Genomic DNA, 21,652 nt, shown 5'->3' on the forward strand with positions numbered 1-21,652 from the left:
CCCTGACCTTTCACAAGGCCGGAACACTGCCCAAATAGCGTGAAAACGCATTGTCGCCTGCGATCTCGACCCCGTTTTCAAGACCAAGGAAGCTGGCCAGACGGCGCAATTCCGTCATCAATGGCCCGGCCACATCCCCCTGATTGCATCCGTCTTCCAGATGCGCACTTTGCACCAGAAGAACGCCCTTTTTGCGCTCTGACTTCAAATCGACACGCGCAACAAATTCGCCATTCAACATGAATGGCAGGACGTAATAACCGTATTGGCGCTTTTCGGCCGGCACATAAATCTCGATCCGGTAATTGAAGCCGAATATGCGTTCCACCCGGTCGCGTTCCCACATCACCGGATCAAACGGCACCATCAGACAGGTCGGCTTGGCGCGCGCACGCGGATTGACATGCGGGCACAAATACCCCGCCTGTTTCCATCCTTCGACATCAGCACACAGCAACCGCCCCTCTTCGACCAGCTTGATCAGGCACTCTTTCACATCGGCTGTCGGCAGACGGAAATATTTGCGCAAATCGGCCTCGGTCGCGATGCCCATCGCCGCAATCCCCTTGCAGATCAGATCCGATTGCGCCTCGATCCTGATCGGTGCCGGGTCATGGGCCGCATCCCCGATGATCCGGTGCGGCAAATCATAAATCCGCTCGAAACTTGACCGGCGCTTTTGCGCCATGACCTGTCCGCTCCAGAACAGATATTCCATCGCGGTCTTGGTTTCCGACCACCCCCACCATTGGGAACTGCTGGCCCCTTTTGCCTCAAGATCACTGGAACCGACCGGGCCGTTGCGTTCGATATGATCAAGAATGCCCTGGATCAGTTCGGGCTTTTCACGCTGGATACGGGCAACCCGCCCCCAGGTACCCAAACCCTGTTTTGCATCCTCCATCCGCCAGCGATACAGCGGATAATCCTCGACCGGGATCATTGACGCCTCATGGCCCCAATATTCGAACAATTTGCGTTCGCGCGATTTACCCCAGACAATGTCATCAAGCATCGTCGGGTCATACGCGCCCAACCGGCTAAAGACCGGCATGTAATGGGCGCGGGTCAAAACATTGACACTATCAACCTGCAGCATATTGGTTTTGCGGATGGCCTTCATGATCCGGCGTTTGGTCACCGGCCGGTTGTCATCCTGTTCGAACCCCTGCCCGCACAGTGCAAGATTACGGGCCTGTTTGACCGAAATGGCAACGCTGGCAGTGGGCATTGGGGCAGTGTCAACTGGCATGATACAACATTCAAATTGGCAAATAAAAACAGGATGATGCTACGGTCATGTGCATGGGTCCGAACCCTAACATATTCTCCTGACAAATATGGCAGTAGCAACCAAAACGTAAATTATCCTGCCCCCTTTCGACACCACTTGACCACCCGAACCACCGCACCCTAGCATTCAACATCCCCATACCGGGCACAACAAGATCGGACGGCATAAATGGATAGCGCACAAATCATGATCCTGACTGTCCTTGTCGGCACAGTTGCCCTGTTTTTATGGGGGCGCTGGCGCCATGACATGGTGGCCATGGCATCTCTTTTGATGTGTGTGGTGCTTGGGCTTGTCCCAACTGGCGAGGCCTTTAACGGTTTTGGCCATCCGGCCGTGATTACCGTGGCCTGTATCCTGATCCTGTCATCCGCCCTTCAGCAATCCGGCGCGGTTGATGCCCTGACCCGGACGGTATTGCCGCAATCGGCCGGGCCGTTTGTGACGCTTGCCGCACTCAGTCTTCTGGCCGCCATTCTGTCGGCCTTTATGAACAATGTCGGGGCCTTGGCACTTTTGATGCCGGTTGCCCTTCAGATTGCCAACAAACAGGGCGTGCCACCGGGCAAGATTTTGATGCCGCTTGCTTTCGGCTCGATCCTGGGTGGCATGACCACCCTGATCGGGACGCCGCCAAACCTGATTGTTTCGGGCTTCCGTGCCGGTTTGAATGGCAGCGGATTTTCAATGTTTGATTACAGCCCGGTCGGCATTGCCATCGCCTTGGCCGGTTTGGCCTTTGTCATTCTTGTCGGGCGTTTCCTTGTTCCGACGCGCGAACGTGCCGGTGCCGAAGGGTTTGAAACCGGCTCCTACCTGACCGAAGCCCGCATCACCGAAGGCAGCAAAGCCGCCGGCATGTTGCTCCGTGACATCAATGACGAGCTGGAAAAATCCGACGCCCAGGTCATCGGCCTGATCCGCAACGAAAAACGCATTCCGGCCCCGAACCCGTATCGGGAACTTCATGACAATGACATCCTTCTGATCGAAGCAGAGCCCGAAGGCTTGGCAAGCGCCCTTTCCGGTCTTGAGCTCACCCTCGAAGCCGAATGGCGCAGCATTCAGGCCGAAGCCAAGGCCAAAGCTGCCGAGAAAGAGAAGGAAAAAGACAAGGACAAGGACAAAGAGGACGCCGGCGCAGATACCAAGGAAGCCGCAACTGAAACGGTCACGGAAACGACCAAAGCACAAAATGCCCGAAAACCTGACGAAAAGGTAATCTCGACCGACGCAAAACCTGGCGATGAAAAATCACCCGACGCCGAACAAACGGCCGAGCTTCATAAAAAGGCACTGCAATCGGATGACATTTCCCTGATCGAAGTCGTGATCCTGCCAAATGCCGCCTTTATCGGGCGGTCAGCAGCCGATATTCGCATCCGCAGCCATTATGGCATCAACCTGCTGGCAATTTCGCGCCAGGGACAGCGCTCCATGTCGCGCCTGCGCACCATGAAAATGCAAGCCGGCGACGTTCTGTTGATGCAAGGATCGCCCGCCGCCATCAGCGAATTTGGCAATCGCATGGGCTGTGCGCCGCTGGCTGAACGCGCGCTTCATCTTGGCGACAAGTCACAGGCCTTCAAGGCCAGCGCGATCATGGCCATTGCCATCGCTCTTGCGGCCTTTGGCATCGTGCCGGCTGCCATTTCCTTTGCGCTTGGTGTGTTGGCAAGTCTGCTGTTTGGCGTTGTTGCCCCGCGCACCCTGTATGATGCGGTCGACTGGCCGGTCGTGGTCCTGCTGGCGGCCCTGATCCCGGTTGCCACCGCGATGGAAACCACCGGCAGTGCCGATCTGATTGCACGCTTCCTGCTTGAAACCATCGCCCAGGGCAATGCCGTGATCGCCGTCGGGCTGATCCTGATCGTGACCATGACCCTGTCGGATTTCATGAACAATGCCGCCACCGCGGCCGTCATGTGTCCGATTGCCATTGGCAGTGCTGCCCAACTCGATGCCAGCTCCGACCCGTTCCTGATGGCGGTCGCCATTGGCGCATCCTGCGCCTTCCTGACCCCGATCGGCCACCAAAACAACACCCTCATCCTCGGCCCCGGCGGCTTCCGCTTTGGCGACTACTGGAAACTCGGCCTGCCAATCGAGATTATCGTGGTGGCAGTTGGCGTGCCAATGCTGCTGTGGGTTTGGCCGTTGTAACCCGAGTCTGGATGGACTTCTCAAATGAAGAAAACAAAGAACGAGTCCGAATGCTGTGAAATTGTTGTACAACTTCTAGAAAAGAAGACTGGTTACAACCGGTCTGCGGAGACTATTCCCGATCTCGTTGACCGAAACAACAAAGCTGCTGACAGATATATAGAACTAGGCCCAACACGCTACCTAATCGAACACACGACAATACAGCCATATCCAGAATCTCGTAAAAGCGACGCCCAGTTTCAAAAATTCTGCGCACTATTCTCCGATAGGGGTTCACAAAGAATTTCGAATGAAATGTCGGCCGAACTCAATTTATCCTATGCGATACATACGATCCCGGACTCAAGAATTCACAACTTCTTCGAAGCAGTAATGAACTGGGTCGAAGTTACGTTACCTAAAAGCCCAAACCTTAACGAAGGTAGATTATTTGAAGTTTTCAAAACAAATATCGATCAAATAGATATCGATTTAGTTGTCCGCGCTCCTGAGATTTTCAGAGGTCAATTAAGACCGCAGAGGCAATCTCCAAGTAATCTTGAAGAACTAAGATTTTCGGTCATTGAAAATGCCCTAGCTAAAAAACTTTCAAAGTTTTCTCAAGAAAACTCGAAAACGGCACTGACAGTGCTTGTGTTTGAGTTTGATGACCTCGCCTTATCGGCTCATCCGAACATCATCAGCAAAATCGAGAAGCTCTGTACGAAATGTGAGAACATTCCTCACGAATTATTTTTGATCGATACGTATCAAAGCCCTTGGAAGATTTGGCACGTGATCGACAATCAGAAGATTAAACTAGATAGATATCAGAACCTTTAGTCCGCAAATACTAAGGGCAGCCAATGGCTGCCCTTAGTATTTTCAAAAAAATGTCGGTCAACTTAGCTATCAAAACCAAGGTTCGGCGCTTCAAGGCCGTTGGCACGGCAAGCTGAAATCAGGGTGTTGTTGAGCAGGCAGGCAATGGTCATCGGGCCGACACCGCCCGGAACCGGGGTGATAGCACCGGCGACTTTGGATGCGGTTTCAAACTCGACATCACCGACCAGCTTCATTTTGCCCTCGGCCCCTTCAACGCGGTTGATGCCGACATCAATCACTGTGGCACCCGGGGCGATCCAGTCGCCCTTGACCATGTTCGGGCGGCCTACCGCGGCAACGACGATATCGGCACGGCGGACTTCTTCGGGCAAATCGCGGGTGCGCGAATGCGCAATGGTCACCGTGCAGCTTTCTTTCAGCAGAAGCTGCGCCATCGGCTTGCCAACGATGTTGGAACGACCAACCACAACCGCCCGTTTGCCCGACAGATCACCAAGGGTATCTTTGAGCAGCATCAGGCAGCCATAAGGCGTGCAGGGGGCAAAACCCTCGCCGCCGGTGGCCAGTGCGCCGGCATTGACGACATGGAAGCCATCCACATCCTTGGCCGGGTCGATGGCCGCCAGGATCGCCTGTTCGTCGATATGTTTGGGAACTGGCAACTGGCACAGGATGCCATGAACGTTTTCATCGGCATTGAGCTTGGCGATCAGGGCCAGAAGATCTTCCTGGCTGGTCTCGGCCGACAGTTTGTGTTCATAGGAATTCATGCCGCATTCAATGGTCTGCTTGCCCTTGTTGCGGACATAGACCTGACTGGCCGGGTCTTCACCGACCAGAATGACGGCAAGACCGGGGGTCACACCGTGGTCCGCTTTCAGCTTGGAGACTTCTGCTGCGATGTCTTCGCGCAGTTTGGCTGCGAATGCCTTGCCATCGATGATTTTTGCGTCACTCATGTGTCTGTCCGCCCGTCAGTTCGGTAATTTGCGCCATCAGCTCTGTGGGGGTGCCGGAAATCACCAGCACCTTGTTGCGGTCTGTATGCCCACTAACGATCCCGACCGAGGATTTAGGCCATTTGGCCGCTTTTGCCAAAAGTTTTATCAGGGCCTGATTGGCTTTGCCGTTTTCCGGCACTGCTGTTACCGATGCCCTGAGCTGCAAACGCCCGTTGGCATCTTCAATCAGACCGTTGATCGCATTACGCGAAGCCTTTGGCGTCAAACGCACAAACAGACGGATCCCGGTTTGGTCAGAGAGTATCTCGCAAACGGGATCAGTCATTGTCTGATTGAGACATCTAGTAACCTAAAAGAGCCATCCGGACATCGGTCTGGATCAGCATATTGGCAAATTGCAGCACCAGAATCAGAATGATCGGCGAAATGTCGATGCCGCCAAGGTCCGGCATGATCCGCCGGATCGGGCGCAGGGCCGGTTCGGTCACCCGATACAGGAAATCACCGACCATATAGACGAATCGGTTGCTGGTATTGATCACGTTGAATGCCACAAGCCATGACAGGATTGCAGATGCAATCAGCATGAAAATGTAGATCCCAACCACAGTATCAATCAGCCAAAAAATCGCCAGCATCGCCGCTCCTTACGATCGCCGGGCATATTCGATTTTTGCCCGGTAAGATGTTTGCACGCAGCAAAACCTAGTCGGCAATGACCGGCAACGCAAGCGCAGAGCGTTGATTTTACCCCGTCAAAGCGCAAGTTTTCATCGCTTTGTGATCCCCGTCACCCGACAGGTGGCTTCTGCGCTGCTTTGCGTGCCGCAGTTGATTGTTTTGCACAGGATGATGTTCCACCGGATTGTGTTGCGCCCGGTTGTGTTGCATCGAAATAAGTAGCACCGGATCTGGTTGGGATGCTGAAGCCTGAAACGCTGAAACCGCACACGCCGGAGCCTCGCATTCCGGAGCCTCGCATTCCGGGGCCCGGTATTGCGACGCCCCTGCCAGAAACTGTCAGGAGATGTCAGGGCACAGCCGATCTGTGCTTGCAGCAGGGCGGCCTTGGGCCAAGAATGCGCCAAACCATCAAAGGATGAAACACATGCCTGATCAGGATCACCGGCGTTGCGGCTGGGCGGAAACCCATCACGACAAACCGTTTTATGTCGATTATCACGACACCGAATGGGGTGTTCCGGTCCATGATGACCGGCTTTTCTTTGAAATGCTGACCCTTGAAGGCGCGCAGGCCGGGTTGAGCTGGCTTACGATTCTGGCACGGCGTGATACCTATCGCGCGGCATTTGATGATTTCGATGTGCATAAGGTCGCGGCCTATGACGCGACCAAACAGGAAGCACTTCTGGCCGATCCGGGGATTATTAGGAATAAACTAAAAGTCGCGGCGACTATTAAAAATGCCCAAACATTCATTGCCATCCAGAAAGAGTTCGGAAGCTTTGATGCCTATATCTGGAAATTCGTCGATGGCCGCCCGGTGATCAATCACTGGAACACCATGTCCGAAGTTCCGGTATCAACCGAGCTTTCCGACCGGATTTCCAAGGACTTGAAAAAACGCGGCATGAAATTTGTCGGCACCACCATCATCTATTCATTCCTGCAGGCCACCGGCCTTGTGATGGATCACACGAAGGAATGTTACCGCTACCATCAGTTGGCAAAATAGCCATCTGTTCGGAACCGCCAAGGCCTGCTATAGGCTTGGTATGGCAACGGTAATGCATATCATCAACGAACTGGACGCTGGCGGGGCGGAACGTGTCCTGACCCGGATTGCGTGCCATAATGCCCGAAATTCCGATCCCGATGCCCCGCGCCAGATTGTCGTATCGCTGATGGACGAAGGCGTTTATGGCCCGGATTTGATAGAGGCCGGCGTTGAGCTGCATTGTCTTGGCATGACATCGGGCATACGCGATTTACCAGCGGCGATTTTCAGGCTGTCGCGCCTGATGCGACGCAAAAAGCCCGATGCCATCATGTCGTGGCTTTATCATTCCGATTTTATCGCCACCCTTGCTGCATTGCTGTCGGGGCGCGGTACCAGACGGCTGGCATGGAATATCCGTTGCGCGGAAATGGACCTTGCGCAATATGGGCGATCAACCCGGATCGTGCTTGGATTGCTGGCAAAATTATCGGGTCGCCCAGCAATCGTTGCCGCCAATTCACATGCCGGGCAGCGTCACCATATCAGTTGCGGATACCATCCCCGAAAATGGGCCTATCTGCCCAACGGGTTTGATACAGACGAATGGCATCCCGATCCGGGCGCGAAATACCGGCTGTGCAAACAGATCGGCATCACGCCGGACAAATATCTGATCGGGATGGTCGCCCGCAAAGATCCGGCCAAAGACCACGCCACCCTGTTTGAGGCCATCAGACTTGTCCGCGCCCAGGGTCATGACGCCCATCTGGTCTTGATCGGTCACGAAACCGATGCGCTGATCATTCCCGACGAGCTTGACGGACATGTTTCAGCCCTTGGCCTGCGCCGTGATGTGGCTGTGCTGGTGCCGGGTTTTGATATTGCGGTCCTGTCATCAAGCTTTGGCGAAGGGTTCCCGAACGTGATCGGTGAAGCCATGGCATGCGGTGTCCCGGCAATTGGCAATGATGTCGGCGATGTTGCAGATATTCTGGACGGCACGGGCAAGACGGTGCCGCTGCATGCCCCCGACAAATTGGCCAACGCCATCGTCGAATTGCTGACAGAGGATGTGGACAGCCGCAATTATCGCAAAACCGCGGCCCGCATGCGCATCATCGATCATTACAGCCTGCGGGCGATGAATGATCGCTATCTGGCACTTTGGAATGGGCTGGCAGGCAAGCGTGATCTGCCGGATTTCGATTTTCCCGGCACCGACAGCAGCAAATAGCCCGCCCCATCAGATCCCCTTATCCCGAAACAGGGTCAGAGCGGTTTGCTTGATCCGCGGAGCAGTAATGTGGTTTTAAGGGTGATGGTTTTGCCCGGGGTTTCCGACAGGGCCATTTCGGCGGCAAGGCGGCCTTTTTCAACGGAATCCTGATACATGGTGGTCAGGGGCGGGTCGGTGCGTTCGCCAGCGGCAATACCGTCAATTCCGATCACCTTGAGATCGTCCGGCACCTTGCGCCCAGACATGCGTGCAGCATCAATCGCGCCAATGGCAATCACATCAGACATGCCCAGAATGCCATCGATTTCGGGATGGGACGCCAGCAATTCAGCGGTCATTTTCGCACTGTGATCGGACTGATTGTCGCATTCGACATGCAGCACATCGGACGGCGCAATGCCCGCACCGGCCAGTGCTGCGTGATAGCCGGCAAGACGTTCGCGCACCACCCGGTGACTGGCAGCACCGACACGGTTGGCATTCATGGGGCCGAAATGATCATGGTCGGTTGCCTGAAGCGACAGAATGGCAAAGCATTTTGCCCCGCAATCAAGCAAATGCTGCGCAGCATTTTTCCCGGCAGCAAAATCATCCAGTGCGACAGTGCCAGCGGCACCGGCAATATCGGTATCAATGCTGATCAGCGGCTGGTTGCGGCGCTGAATGGCGGCGATGATATCGTTATTGTCGGAATAGCAATGGACCAGAAAGGCATCGACCGCCGCATTATTGACCGCGGCAATTGCCTGTTGCTGGTTCTGGGCCGAAATGATCATGACATTGACGCCCTGCTGGGCACATTCGCGCCCGATCCCGCGCAGCAATTCAATCGCCACCGGATCGGTAAAGGCATATTCGAGATTATCGGGAAATACCACGCCAAGTGCCCCGGCCTTGCCGGTACGCAACATGCGCGCCATGACATGTGGCCCGCGATAGCCAAGTTCCTTGGCCGCGGCGAAAATCCGTTCGCGGACTTCGGGGCGGACCAGATCGGGTTTGCCAAACGCGTTGGACGCCGTTCCTTGCGAAACCCCGGCCGCCTTTGCGACATCCAGAAGTTTTACGCGTTTCGCCATGCGCCTGTTTCCCCGAACCCGTGTGTTTCACACTGATATTGATCTGATTTGCCTACACTATAGCCAAAAGCAGCGCATTACTTCCAGAACACATTATCCGGGTCTTGGACTATCTGGTTTCAGGTTGGGTATTGCGAAATGTCAGATTGATGCGCCCATTGACCTGACGGGCAGTTTTGGGAATTTGATGCAGCCAGCAATGCTGGGTTTCACCCGCCATGATCAGGGCCGAGTTATGGGGCAAATCGATGCTGATCCGGTCCCCGGTCTTTTTGTGGCGAAAATGAAAGCGGCGTTCTTCGCCAAAGGACAAGCTGGCGATTACCGGATTTTCGCCCAGAACATCTTCATCATCGGCATGCCATGACACACTGTCACGCCCGTCACGATAATAGTTCAAAAGCACCGTATTGAATGGCGCACCAGACAGGTCTTCGGCCAGTTTGCGCAGCGGCGCGACAACCGACGGAAACGGTGCGGCCGGATGATAGACCCCGCTATAGCGATAGGCGACCTCGCCAAACCATGCCGTCAGACGCGGCACCGGGATTTCCTTGCCATGGATTTTGGCGATTTCCTGTTGCCAGACAATCCCGCTTTTGAGGCGGGCAAAGGCGCGGTCGGCATCATCGGGGGTCATGATTTCACGCAGCAGCAATACTTCGCCATCAAAAGGCAGAAGATTACGTGGTGGTTCATTGGCAAACAGATCGCCGGTCATGATTATCCCCGGAAGTCACACTGCCAAAGACCTATGCCGAACGATTGAGAAACTCAAGCCACAGTTCGCTGATATATCTGTTTTCACAGGAAGTTGAGGCGCACAATCGCGCAATCCGCGCCGGTTTCCGTGCCATTGCAGATATTGCCGGTGTCAGCCGTTGATCAGGGTCACGCCATGTTGCGCAGCATAACGTTCGACATCCTCAACACTTAAACCCGCCGCACTGTATAGATTGATGGTTTCAAGTTCGAGATCGGTTTCGGCATCGGCCAGCGATTGCAGTGCAGATGTCAGGCTGCGCTGGGAATCTAGGACATCCAGAAAATCAGACAATCCCTGAACATAGCGGACCCGCGATTGTTCAAAGGCATCGCGGTGATGCTGAACAGATGCAATCAGGGAATCACGTTGCTGCATGGCACCGACATAGCCATAGATCGCACTTTCAACATCATCAATCGCATTCAAAAGCGTCTGGCGATAGGTCAGAAACGCCTGCTCGGCTTCTTCTTCGGCGACCGTGATATTGGCACGGCGTTCGCCGCCATCATAAAGGGTCGCGTCAAGAAGTGCGCCAATCGCCGCCATGGCCGTTCGGACAATCGGCCCGGTGCCATACCCCGTTACCCCGAGTGCGAGCGAGCCACTTAGCGTCAATTCAGGATAAAGGGTGGCGGTTTCAACGCCAATCTGCGAGGTCGCACCGATCAACGCCAGTTCGGCAGCACGGACATCGGGTCGGCGGCGCAACAGATCGGCCGGAATGCCGATTGGCGGGCTGCTTTGAAATTCGGGCAATGGCGATGCATCAAGAAGCAAATCGCGATGGGTGCCCGGCTGGGCGCCAACCAGAATTGAAATGGCATTGATCGACCGGTCAATGCTGATCTGCAAGGTCGGTACGGTTGCTTCGAGGTCGGAAACTTCGGCACGCGCACGCGACAGATCAAGCTCGGAGCCAAGACCGGTTTGCAAACGGACCTGAACAATGTTGCTGGTCTGGCGTTGCAGATCGAGCGAGTCCTGCAAAAGCGCAAGACGTTTCTGGGCGCCGCGCAACTCGATATAGTTGGTGATGATATCGGCGATCATGGTGCGATAGACATCTTCGCGCAGATAAACCTGACGAAGATAGTCGGCCTCGGCGACCTGTTCTTCGCGGGCCTGACCACCCCAGATATCCGCCGTCCAGGAAAAATCAATCCCCGCGCCATAGCCCAGTTCATCGACATGATCGCCACTGGCCCGGCTTGATGTTGACCGTTCGGCCGAACCGTCAAGGGACGCGCCAACAGTCGGACCATTGGCCGCGCCGACCCCGCGTGCAGCGGCCGCGGCAGCACGGATACGGCTAATCGCGATTTTAAGGTCGATATTGTTGGTCACACCTTCGTCAATCAGGCTTTGCAGCACCGGATCGGTGGTGCTTTCCCACCAGCGGCCATGATCGGCCTGCGAGGCGGCAATCACCGGAACTTCCGGCGTATAGGCCCCGACCAGATCAAAGTTCGGTGCGGTATAATCCGGCCCGACGGACTGACACCCGGCAAGTGCGGTCAGAAGTGCGATGCCCGAAACAGCAAACAGACGATTTTTGGTCATGTTATTTTGCACTTCCTTCAATGCCGCCGCGTCCATCCGGACCATGCGGGAATTCGTCGGGAATTTCACCCGTATCAGGAATGGATTCCGCAGCCCGCAACTGTGTTTGCAGTTTAAGACCACCATCGGCACGTGCGGAAACAAGCGGTGCCAGCAACAGATACAGAACAGGTGTCAGGAACAATGTAAAGACGGTGGCAAAGCCAAGCCCGCCAAACACCACCCAACCGATTGCCGCACGGGCTTCTGCCCCGGCACCGGACCCCAGAACCAGCGGCAGCCCGCCCAGAACCGTTGAAATCATCGTCATCATGATCGGGCGCAGACGCACCATTGCCGCGTCATGGACCGCCTCGCGAACGGAGCGTCCGGAATCACGCAGCTGATCTGCAAACTCAACCACCAGAATGCCGTTCTTGGCCATCAGCCCGACCAGCATCACAAGCCCGATCTGGCTATAGATATTGATCGAAGTGCCACTGAGACTGAGCGCAAAGATCGCCGCAGCCAGCCCGAATGGCACGGTCAGAACAACCACAAGTGCGGACATGAAACTTTCGAACTGGGCAGCCAGAACCAGAAGCACCACCAGAACCGCAATCAGGAAGGTGATCTGGACGTCACTTGATGTTTCACCAAGGGCCGCGGCATCCCCGAGGAACAGAACACCAATCCCGGGCGGCAGTACCTTGTCAGCAGCCGCATTGACGTCATTGACCGCCTGATCAAGGGTATAGCCCGGTGCCAGGTTGGCCGACACGCCAACCGCGCGTTGCTGACCTTCGCGTTCAAGTTCGGATGCAACGGCTTCCTCGCTAAGCGTGATGACAGACGATAGCGGCAGGATGCGACCATTGGTGCCGGTGACAAACAGATTTTCCAGATCGGACGGATCATTGATGCTGCCCACAGCACTGCGCAATTTGACCGGGATGCTTTGGTCATCAACATTGATGTCGGTGACTTCGTATCCTTCGATCATCGCGCGCAAGGTTGTATCAAGTTCATCGATTTCGATGCCCAGATCAAAGGCGCGTTTGCGATCAATATTGACCAGAAGCTGTGGCTGGGTGGTCTGATAGGATACCCGGATACCGGTCAGATTGGGATTGTTTGCCTCGATCTCGGCCTGAAGGGCACGGGCATTGGCAGCAAGATTGCGATAGTTCGTCCCGGTCAGGGCAAACTGCAATCCTTCGCCGGTGCCCCCGCGCAGGCCAAGACTGTTGGGTTGCCAAACGAATGCCTGCACACCGGGCAGTGCATTAAGCTTGCCGCGGATGCTGTTGGTGATGTCCTGCTGGCTTCTGGCGCGTTCATCCCATGGCACCAGCGGCGCAATCACCAGCGCACGGTTGGGGTCCCAAAGACCGACAATCGTGTAGATATTCTGGGCTTCGCCCGCATCGACGATCGGGCGAAGAATGTTTTCGACTGCTTCGACCTGACGATCCATGTAATCAATGCCGACACCATCAGGCCCGCGCAGCGATACCAGGATACGGCCGCGATCCTCGTTGGGCAGCAATTCCTTGGTCACGACGTTATAGGCACCAAAGGCCATCCCGCCGGCAATGATACAAATGATCAGGGTGATCACCGGATTGCGCAGCACCCATTCAAGGATCACGCGATAAATCCCGGCAAAGAATATCCCGACCCGTTCGAGCAGGTTGGGTTCGGCCTTTGTATCACCGTCATGCGGATCGATATGTTTCAGGCGCGATGCCAGCATCGGACACAAGGTCAGTGCGACAAAGGAAGATACCGCCACCGAAAAGGCCAGAACGAAACCGAATTCCCGGAACAGACGGCCTGCCGTACTGGGCAGGAAGGAAATCGGCACGAAAACCGAAATCAGGGTCAGCGTGGTGGCAATGACCGCAAAGAAGACCTGACGGGTGCCAAGCACCGCAGCCGCCATGGATCCAAGTCCCTGATGACGGCGGCGCTGAATGTTTTCAAGCACGACAATCGCGTCATCGACAATCATCCCGGTTGCCAGAACAAGTGCCAGCAAGGTCAGGATGTTGATCGAAAAGCCCATCGCCCAGATCGCGGCGACCGTACCAACCAGCGCGATCGGAATGGTTACCGTCGGGATCAGTGTGGCAGAAAAAGAGCGCAGGAACAGATACAGCACACCGATCACGATTATGATGGCAAGCGCCAGACTGGTGATCACTTCCCAAAGGGCCCCTTCGATGAAGACCGCATCGTCGGAGTTCACGAAGATTTCGATATCGTCATACTGATTGTTAAGCCGTTCGACCGCATCGCGAATGCCATTGGAAATCGCAATGGTGTTTGATTGCGCCTGGCGCACCACACCAAGGCCGATCACCGCACGCCCGTCGAGACGCACATAGGAAGACGCATCATCAGGGCCGTAATAGATATCGGCAACATCGCCAAGCAGGATGCTGTCACGGACCAGCATCTGATTGAGTTTGTCGACTTCCCAGACCGACGCATCGGCACGGACAAAAAGCTTCTGATCGGTGGATTCAAAACTGCCGGCCGGAATATCGAACTGGGCCGTGCGCAACACATCGGCGATGTCTTTGACCGACAGGCCGTAACTTGCAATGCGCAGCGGATCAACACGCACATGCAGGACCTTTTCGCGGTCGCCATTGACCGTGATTTCGGCAACACCGGGCACCGCCAGCAATGCCGGGGAAATCTGGTCATCTACGATATTGGCAAGTTCTTCCTCGGTCAGGCGGTTACTGACCACGGCCATGCGCATGATGGCACTGGCATCGGCGTCGGCCTTGACCACGCGGACTTCCTCGACCTCGTCGGGCAGGCTTCTGGTGGCGCGGCTGACGGCTTCGCGGATGTCACTTGCGGCATCATTGATTTCAACATCGGGAAAGAATTCGATGCGAACGCGTGAACTGCCTTCTTCGCTTTGGGAATTGATGTCCTTGACACCACTAACGCGTGAGGCAGCGCTTTCAAGAACCGATGTGACTTCGGCATCGACGGTTTCCGGCGATGCGCCGCTATAGGTTGCGGTAATGGTCACGGTCGGCCGGTCAACGTTGGGCAGTTCGCGGATTTCCACACCCAGCATCGCCGCCAGACCGGCAAGGATGATCAGCAGGGAAACAACACAGACCAGCACCGGACGGCGGATACTGAGCGAGGCAAGATCATTCTGATCCTGATTGCCGGAATGATCGGTCATGATCAGGATCCCTCACCGTCACCCTCGCGGGTGGCAACACCGTTGCGGGTGTCATTGCGAACATCATTGCGGATACTGGCCGAAACCGTCCGGCCGGGGCGCAGGCGCAGCACGCCTTCGACCACGATCAGATCACCATCGGCAATCGGCCCATCAAGCAGGATGCGGCCATTGGTACGTTTGACAACCCGGACCGGAATGCGGGCGACCTTGTTATCATCAATGCGCCAGACATAAGTCCCGCCATCGCCCCACAACACAGAGATTTCAGGAACAGACGGATATCGTTTGCCTTCGATATCGACATAAACCGCAAAGGACATCCCGGCAAGCAAGCGGCCATTGGGATTGGGCACACGGGCCCGAACGGCGAATGTGCGGCTTTCGGGGTCGATACGGCTGCCGATGGAATCAACAACACCGGTAAAGAGTTCGCCAGGCAGGCTCCAGGTTTCGACACGGACAGACTGACCGGGCTTAACATTGTCGAACCGGGTTTCGGCGACTTCGAAATCGACCAGAATGCTTTCGATATTATCAAGGGTGACAAGAACGGTTGAGCTGTCGACACGGTCACCGGCCTCGATTTGCGGGATGCCGACGATTCCGTCAAACGGGGCCAGAATGGTGCGGTCGGCAAGATCGACTTCGGCCTGATCAAGCTGAATCCGGGCTTCGGCAAGGGCCGTCCGCGCAGAATCAACTTCGCTTGCGGCAACAGCACCCAGCGGGCGGGCCTGCTCATAGCGGGCAAGGAGCTGTTCGGCGTCCTTGACCTGAACCGCGGCAAGGTTGCGGGCAAGCCGTTCGCGTTCTGAATTAAGGATAACAAGAACCTGGCCCTTGGTGACCTTGTCACCGGCGCGGACCAAAACGTCTGATACTTCGCCCGAAACAGCCGGATAGATCGAAACCCCGAGTGCGGATTTACCGGTCCCGACCGATTCAACAACGGTCTTTTCATCCATCAAAGTGGCATATTCGGCAATGACCGGAAGACTGCGTTCACCACCGGCATCACCGCCGCGTTGCTGCGCCTGCTGGGACGGCGCGCCGGGCGACACAAGTGCCGTGATTTCGTCTTTGGCAAAAATATAGGCAGACGCCGCGACTGCAACCAGTGCGACACCTGCGATCAGAAGCGTTGATTTACGCGCCATCGCATTGATACTTCCAAGTCGGGCAGATCACATGATCTTCCCCAAGAGAGCCCTGTTCCCGTCCGGGAAAGTTTCCGTATTTCAATTCATTACCCGTGACGGGTGCTTGTTCTTTTTATGAAACACTTGTACCGGGAAAGATATTGCAACCGGTTGGGCAGAACCACAGAAAAAGTGTATCAGAAACGTCGCAGTTTGTATCTTTCTGCACGATTTGGTCGCTGTTTTGACCCATGGTGACATCAAAATACAATTGGCCCGCACAGTCAAAGTGACGTGCGGGCCAATTGTTTGAAAATAAAGGCGTGATCAGGCAGCGCCCAGCATCCCCGATTTCGGAAATGCCACCAGATTGTCCTGTTGCCAGATGTCAGAACCGTCATCAAGGGCCAGATCATCGTTGACCGATGCTTCATCGTCGCTTGCGGCCGAGGCCACAGCACGATCAAGCGATGCGGTCAGTTCGGTCACATTGCGTTCGACCTCGTCCGCGCGACGGTTAAGATCAAGGCTGAGCTTGCGGGTGACTTCGATGTCGTTGGAGACTTCGACAATGGCAGCACCGACATTGCGTACCGCATCCCCGGCCAGTGCGATGGCGCCGGTAATTTCCTCGGTCTCGCGGCGCTGATGTTCGACGTCGCCTGCGACTTCATCGGAAATCGACATCATCGAGCGCACGGTCACGCCGACATCTTCCATTGATGCAACACACCGGTCGGTCACAGCCCCCATGGCATTGACATGTTCGGTGATCTGTTCGGTGGCACGTTCGGTCTGACCGGCAAGGTTTTTGACCTCGGCCGCGACAACGGCAAAGCCTTTGCCCGCTTCGCCGGCACGCGCGGCCTCGATCGTGGCATTCAGGGCCAGAAGGTTGGTCTGGCCGGCGATACCACGGATCAGATCAACAATCTGTTCGATGCTGAGTGCGACTTCGCGCAGGTCATCGACCGCCTTGGCCGATTGTTCGGTGGAGCCAACCGCATTCTGGGCAATTTCGCGCTGACGTTCGACGCGGTTTGCGATGGACCCGATGGCTTCGGTCAGGCGGATGGCCGCATCGCCAATTGCGTTGGAATGCGACTGGCTGTCCTGTGCGGCATCGGTGGCATTCTGGGTCTGGGTGGTGACACGTTCGGCAGCCGCGGCAACCTCGGTCACGGCTTCGCGCATGCGGGTGACCTGATGGTTGACCGATTTGACCAGACCGGTGGTTTCACCTTCGATGGTTTCGGCCATGGCACCAAGGGATGCGCGGCGTTTTTCTTCCTCGATCCGTTGCAGGGTGATGCGTTCTTCGGCCATCTGTTCGATTTTAAGCGCATTTTCGCGGAAGATCGCAACGGTACGCGACATGGCACCGAATTCGTCACGACGGTCGATATCAACCAGATCAATGTCGGTGTCATTTTCGCTCAGGCGTGTCATGTCGCCATTCACACGTTTGAGCGGGCGCAGGATGCTCATGGCGATGCCAAGCGCCAAGGCCAGCGCCAGCGCAACGCCGATTGCCGCAACAATGATGTTGGTCAGTGCGGATTTTTCAGATTGCGCGTGGGCCGCATCAACCAGAATGGTCTGATGTTCCATGGCTTCGGCACGGATATTCTGGGTGATGGTCTGAACTTCGCGGACGGCTGATTTGAAATCATCCATCGACTGGCGGAACCCGCCGATTGAGCCTTCAAGCTGGTTTGCACCCTGTTTGAGAAGGTCATTGTCGCGCACGGCATAGGAGAAAAGCTTTTTGTCATTACGGGACAATTTGCCAACCGCGTTTTTGATTTCATCCTGAAGATCGGTCAGCGCTGATGTGTTCGCGCGCGCCTGATCAAGGGATTCCGGCGTGCGCAGGATGGAATATTGCAGGCTGTTGACGATGGCGGCCAGATTGGCCTCGCCCAGCTTGTCTCCGAACTTGTCGGCGATTTCGGGATCGCGCTTGGCGATGAATTCTTCGAGTTTGGCGGCCGATTTGCCAAGCTGATTGGCACCCAGCAACATGGTGTCGGATGCGGCTGTCAGGTTTTCGGCCCGCAGAACCAATGGCTCAAGGGTCGCGATGTAATCGGCACTCAAACTTTCGAGTGTGTCGGCACGGGCAACATCACCCGATGCCCGCAGGGCTTCGACCAGGGTCGCGCCGCTTTGTTCGGCATTCTGGCGGATGGTCGCGATGCCTTCGCGATCAAGCGGATCGACGGTTTGGGCAAACAGAAGAACCTGGTTTGACAGGCGTTCAAGTTTCAGGGCGTAGTCATTGGCAAGACCAACGAGGCTTGTGCTTTTGGCGATGCGGTCGGCATGGGCCCCGAAGCCAAGCAGATATGTCGAAGACAGTGCACTGAGGCCGACAAGCAGGACAACCAGAACAAAGAAGCCTGCGAAGATGCGTGATCCAATGCGAATTCGATCAAGAAACATGTAAGATCCAAACAGAAAATGGGACGTTTGGCGCGATCCTTACAACGGTGCATCGCTTCGTTTTGTAACACTTAGATGAAATCCGCATTTGTCGCGCCATTCCTGACCGTTCCGATCACTTCGCAGGTGCAAAACAACAGGAATCGCGCATCAAAATGTTCATATGAACATCGCCCTATACATCTGTTGAGGGCGACCGATACCTTGTCAAAGGCGCTGTTTCTGGAACTTTTCAAGGATCGGCGGCGACTCGCAGCTATTCGGGGCGGCGAACATGGGTGAACCCCTGCCCGGCCATCGCCGGACACATGATGGCGGATTGGCAAAAGCAACCGATAGCCCGCATGCGGCAAAAACGGGGCTTGGCCGAAAATGTCACCGTGACAATATTGTTCAAGCCGGGGGATTTTTTGGCGCTATACTTGGCACATGGGAACAGGTTTGCCGCATAATGGTGCCGCACGACCGCATCCGACTGCGGCCCGGCGCCCCCGCGAGATTGCCCGTCACTGGCGGGCAGCTGACGGCATTGATTTGTTCGAAGCCGATTACAAGAATTTCACCTTTCCCAAGCACAGCCATGACTATTACGCGTTCGGCACCATCCTGAACGGGGCGGAACAGTTCATGACGCGCGGAACCAATTATGTCGCATCGCGCGGGCAACTTTTGATGATGAATCCGATGCAGGTCCATGATGGCGGACCGGCATCCGATGACGGGTATCAGTATCAGATCATGTTCATCGCACCCGAGATTTTCGGTGATCTGGTGCGTGAATTATCCCCGACCAATACCGGGCTTCCGTTTTTTGGAAATTGTGTGGTCGATGATCGGGAACTGCATCTGCAATTGCAGCAGCTTCATCGCATGTTCCGCCCGGATTTGTCGGCAACGACAAGCTTGCTCGAACGCGACAGCCAGCTTCTTTACAGTGCGGCACGTCTGGCCCTGCGCCATGCGGATGCGCCGCCCTTTGTCTATCGCCCGGGATCGGAAGACAAGCGCGTGCAGACCGTGATCGACTATATGGCGGCCCATCTTGATGAAAATATCGCGCTTGAAGATCTGGCAACCATCACCGGGCTGAGCCGGTTTCATCTGTTGCGGGTATTTCGCGAGGCAACCGGGCTTCCGCCCCATGCCTATTTCAATCACATGCGCCTGCGCCGGGCCAAACGCATGCTGTTTGACGGCGCCACAATCGCCGATGCGGCCGCGGCCACCGGCTTTGCCGATCAAAGTCACCTGAACCGGCATTTCAAAACCATGTGGGGCGTCAGTCCGGGTGCCTTTATCGCAAGCCTTGACCGCAAGGCATGATCATCAAGCCTGATCACAGATCATTTCAAGATGCCTTGATGATGCATCGCAGTTGATCGCGATCCCTGCCCCGATCAGTTTTCGTCGAGCAATCCCGCATAGCTTTCCGGGCGACGATCCGCGAGATAGGGGAATTCCGTGCGCGATTTTTTCAAGGCGTCAAAATCAAGCTCGGCAAGGATCAGGCAATCTTCCCCACCGGCGCGCGCAAGGTCGGACCAGGGGCTGCAAATCACGCTTTTGCCGACATAATCCAGATCGCCTTCCTGATCACAGCGATTGGCATAGGCCAGAAACATCTGACTTTCCATCGCACGGATCGGAACCATCATTTCGGCGACCCGGTCAAAGGGTGCCATCTGGGCGGTCGGCACTAGCAAAAGATCACATCCCTTAAGCGCGATGCTGCGCACCAGTTCGGGAAATTCGACGTCATAGCAAATCAGCATCGATACCTTGATGCCGTTCCAGTCCACCACCAGCGGCAGGTTGTTACCCGGCGCAAAGCAACTGCGATCAAGATCGCCAAACAGCTGGATTTTCCGATGCAGCAACCGGCGTTTGCCGGTCTTGTCAAACAGCGCACAGGCATTGTAATTGCGCCCGTCATCGCCCAGTTCGCCAAAACCGACAACAATGGCAATCCCGGTTTCGCGTGCCATCCGGCTTACCGCGGTAAGGCTGTCACCCGACAGTTTTTCAGATTCCGCAAGAATGGCGGCGCGCCCGATATTATAGCCGGTCAGATACATCTCGGGTGCGATGATCAGATCAGCACCGGCATCGCGGGCCTCACGCGCGCGGCGCGCAAGGTTCGCGATCCGGGTCGGTTTATCAATGACTGCGTCCTGACCGGACTGATAAACCGCGATTTTCATGACTTATCCCTCACCCTTGCGGCGTTTGATTGCATCGGTCACCAGGCACAGTTCTTCAAACAGCACCTGGGCACCGACATGGGCGGTATTGGTGGTGGCATCATATTGCGGGGCAACCTCGACAATATCGGCACCAACAAAATCAAGCCCCTTGAGCCCGCGCAAAATCGCCAGTGCCTCGCGCGAGGTCAGACCACCGATTTCAGGCGTGCCTGTCCCCGGCGCAAAGGACGGATCCAGACAATCCACATCAAATGAAAGATAGACCGGGCCATCGCCAATCACTTCGCGTGCCTTGGCAATCACCGCATCGACACCCATTTTCGGGACTTCTTCGGCATGGATGACGGTCATGCCGCTGTCATAGGAAAATTCCCAAAGATATTCCGCCCCCCCGCGAATGCCGATCTGGATGGTGCGTTCCGGATCAAGAACCCCGTCCATCACCGACTGGCGGAACGGGCCGCCATGATGGAACTTGGCCCCTTCATATTCGCCGCTGGTATCGCAATGGGCATCAAGATGGATCATGCCGACCGGGCGGTCCTTGCCAACAGCGCGCTGGATTGAATAGCTGATCGAATGATCACCGCCAATGGCAATCGGGATCACCCCGGCATCAACGATTTTGGTGAAGTAATCAACAATGTCTTCGTGACAGCTTTCAAGCGAGAAGCGGCTGCGGAACGGCACATCGCCGATATCGGCAACATTGCAATGGGCACCGGGCACCATGCGCAACACATGTTCATACGGGCCAATGCGTTCGATGTTGCGCACTGCACGCGGACCAAGACGTGCGCCTGCCCGGTTCGTCACGCCCAAATCCATCGGCACCCCGACAAGGGCAACATCCAGACCATCAAAGTTGTTTTTTGCCGCATCGGGAGCAAAAGGCGCATCAAGGAAAGTCGGCACCCCGGCAAACGGCCATTTGCGTTCGCCGCTTGCGGAAAACTGGGTTTCGGCCACTTCCTTGAAGTGCGGATCGAACATGTCTCCGCCTTTGGCGTTGCCATATTTCTCGCGCAGTTTTGCGAGTTTTTCACTGTTCATGATGGTGGCCTCCTAGGGTCGGGTGGGACGTTTATTGTTGGG

17 protein-coding genes are annotated in these 21,652 nt (G+C 55.8%); 5 read left to right on the plus strand and 12 right to left on the minus strand.

Annotated elements, in window-relative coordinates:
* Positions 1 to 10 precede the first annotated feature (10 nt).
* Positions 11 to 1,231: a winged helix-turn-helix domain-containing protein gene (locus M9H61_RS11470; protein WP_250280505.1), complete on the minus strand. Its 1,221-nt coding sequence runs from the start codon at positions 1,229 to 1,231 to the stop codon at positions 11 to 13.
* 231 nt (positions 1,232 to 1,462) lie between these two features.
* Here M9H61_RS11470 and M9H61_RS11475 point away from each other — a divergent pair, with 231 nt between their 5' ends.
* Positions 1,463 to 3,457, plus strand: a complete 1,995-nt coding sequence (locus M9H61_RS11475) for an SLC13 family permease (protein ID WP_250280507.1) — start codon at positions 1,463 to 1,465, stop codon at positions 3,455 to 3,457.
* 24 nt (positions 3,458 to 3,481) lie between these two features.
* Positions 3,482 to 4,282 carry a hypothetical protein gene (locus M9H61_RS11480; RefSeq protein WP_250280508.1) on the plus strand — a complete coding sequence of 267 codons (801 nt, stop codon included), beginning with the start codon at positions 3,482 to 3,484 and terminating at the stop codon, positions 4,280 to 4,282.
* 62 nt (positions 4,283 to 4,344) lie between these two features.
* Here the strand turns inward: M9H61_RS11480 and folD are convergent, their stop codons facing one another.
* From folD to M9H61_RS11495, 3 genes are read right to left on the minus strand one after another with little or no spacing between them, the layout of a single operon-like run.
* Entirely contained in the window at positions 4,345 to 5,244 is a 900-nt protein-coding gene (gene folD, locus M9H61_RS11485) for a bifunctional methylenetetrahydrofolate dehydrogenase/methenyltetrahydrofolate cyclohydrolase FolD (protein ID WP_250280510.1), read from the minus strand.
* Positions 5,237 to 5,572 carry a DUF167 family protein gene (locus M9H61_RS11490; RefSeq protein ID WP_228196081.1) on the minus strand — a complete coding sequence of 112 codons (336 nt, stop codon included), beginning with the start codon at positions 5,570 to 5,572 and terminating at the stop codon, positions 5,237 to 5,239. Before M9H61_RS11490 ends, folD begins: the two co-directional genes overlap by 8 nt.
* Before the next feature lie 16 nt (positions 5,573 to 5,588).
* On the minus strand, positions 5,589 to 5,885 hold the full coding sequence (locus tag M9H61_RS11495; protein ID WP_068519870.1) for a YggT family protein: 297 nt from the start codon (positions 5,883 to 5,885) through the stop codon (positions 5,589 to 5,591).
* Between the two features lie 470 nt (positions 5,886 to 6,355).
* Here M9H61_RS11495 and M9H61_RS11500 point away from each other — a divergent pair, with 470 nt between their 5' ends.
* Both M9H61_RS11500 and M9H61_RS11505 read left to right on the plus strand, forming a co-directional pair.
* A complete protein-coding gene (locus M9H61_RS11500) occupies positions 6,356 to 6,943 on the plus strand; it encodes a DNA-3-methyladenine glycosylase I (protein ID WP_250280512.1) in 588 nt (195 codons plus the stop codon).
* A gap of 52 nt (positions 6,944 to 6,995) precedes the next feature.
* Complete coding sequence (locus tag M9H61_RS11505; protein WP_250280514.1) at positions 6,996 to 8,162, plus strand: glycosyltransferase; 1,167 nt, start codon at positions 6,996 to 6,998, stop codon at positions 8,160 to 8,162.
* 35 nt (positions 8,163 to 8,197) lie between these two features.
* Here M9H61_RS11505 and M9H61_RS11510 read toward each other — a convergent pair whose 3' ends face one another.
* The 6 genes from M9H61_RS11510 to M9H61_RS11535 all read right to left on the minus strand — a co-directional run bounded on the left by M9H61_RS11510 (position 8,198) and on the right by M9H61_RS11535 (position 18,353).
* Positions 8,198 to 9,244 (minus strand): LacI family DNA-binding transcriptional regulator, encoded by a 1,047-nt coding sequence (locus M9H61_RS11510; RefSeq protein WP_250280517.1) that lies wholly within the window; start codon positions 9,242 to 9,244, stop codon positions 8,198 to 8,200.
* Between the two features lie 109 nt (positions 9,245 to 9,353).
* Positions 9,354 to 9,965 carry an alpha-ketoglutarate-dependent dioxygenase AlkB gene (locus M9H61_RS11515; protein ID WP_250280518.1) on the minus strand — a complete coding sequence of 204 codons (612 nt, stop codon included), beginning with the start codon at positions 9,963 to 9,965 and terminating at the stop codon, positions 9,354 to 9,356.
* 153 nt (positions 9,966 to 10,118) lie between these two features.
* Positions 10,119 to 11,570 carry an efflux transporter outer membrane subunit gene (locus M9H61_RS11520; RefSeq protein ID WP_250280520.1) on the minus strand — a complete coding sequence of 484 codons (1,452 nt, stop codon included), beginning with the start codon at positions 11,568 to 11,570 and terminating at the stop codon, positions 10,119 to 10,121.
* Between the two features lies 1 nt (position 11,571).
* On the minus strand, positions 11,572 to 14,766 hold the full coding sequence (locus M9H61_RS11525) for an efflux RND transporter permease subunit (RefSeq protein WP_114113180.1): 3,195 nt from the start codon (positions 14,764 to 14,766) through the stop codon (positions 11,572 to 11,574).
* 2 nt (positions 14,767 to 14,768) lie between these two features.
* Entirely contained in the window at positions 14,769 to 15,926 is a 1,158-nt protein-coding gene (locus tag M9H61_RS11530; protein WP_250280522.1) for an efflux RND transporter periplasmic adaptor subunit, read from the minus strand.
* Between the two features lie 309 nt (positions 15,927 to 16,235).
* Positions 16,236 to 18,353, minus strand: coding sequence for a methyl-accepting chemotaxis protein (locus M9H61_RS11535; RefSeq protein WP_228196075.1), 2,118 nt, complete (start codon positions 18,351 to 18,353; stop codon positions 16,236 to 16,238).
* A 429-nt stretch (positions 18,354 to 18,782) separates the two neighbouring features.
* Here M9H61_RS11535 and M9H61_RS11540 point away from each other — a divergent pair, with 429 nt between their 5' ends.
* The gene (locus M9H61_RS11540) at positions 18,783 to 19,676 is read left to right on the plus strand and encodes an AraC family transcriptional regulator (protein WP_101247264.1); all 894 of its coding nucleotides are present in this window, start codon (positions 18,783 to 18,785) and stop codon (positions 19,674 to 19,676) included.
* A 74-nt stretch (positions 19,677 to 19,750) separates the two neighbouring features.
* On the opposite strand, the gene M9H61_RS11545 is transcribed toward M9H61_RS11540, so the two are convergent.
* Entirely contained in the window at positions 19,751 to 20,554 is an 804-nt protein-coding gene (locus M9H61_RS11545) for a carbon-nitrogen hydrolase family protein (RefSeq protein WP_250280525.1), read from the minus strand.
* Positions 20,555 to 20,557: 3 nt separating this feature from the next.
* Positions 20,558 to 21,610 carry an agmatinase gene (gene speB, locus M9H61_RS11550; RefSeq protein ID WP_101247266.1) on the minus strand — a complete coding sequence of 351 codons (1,053 nt, stop codon included), beginning with the start codon at positions 21,608 to 21,610 and terminating at the stop codon, positions 20,558 to 20,560.
* Positions 21,611 to 21,652 lie beyond the last annotated feature (42 nt).

This window comes from Thalassospira sp. GO-4, assembly GCF_023588965.1.
In the GTDB taxonomy this organism is placed as follows: Bacteria; Pseudomonadota; Alphaproteobacteria; order Rhodospirillales; family Thalassospiraceae; genus Thalassospira; species Thalassospira povalilytica.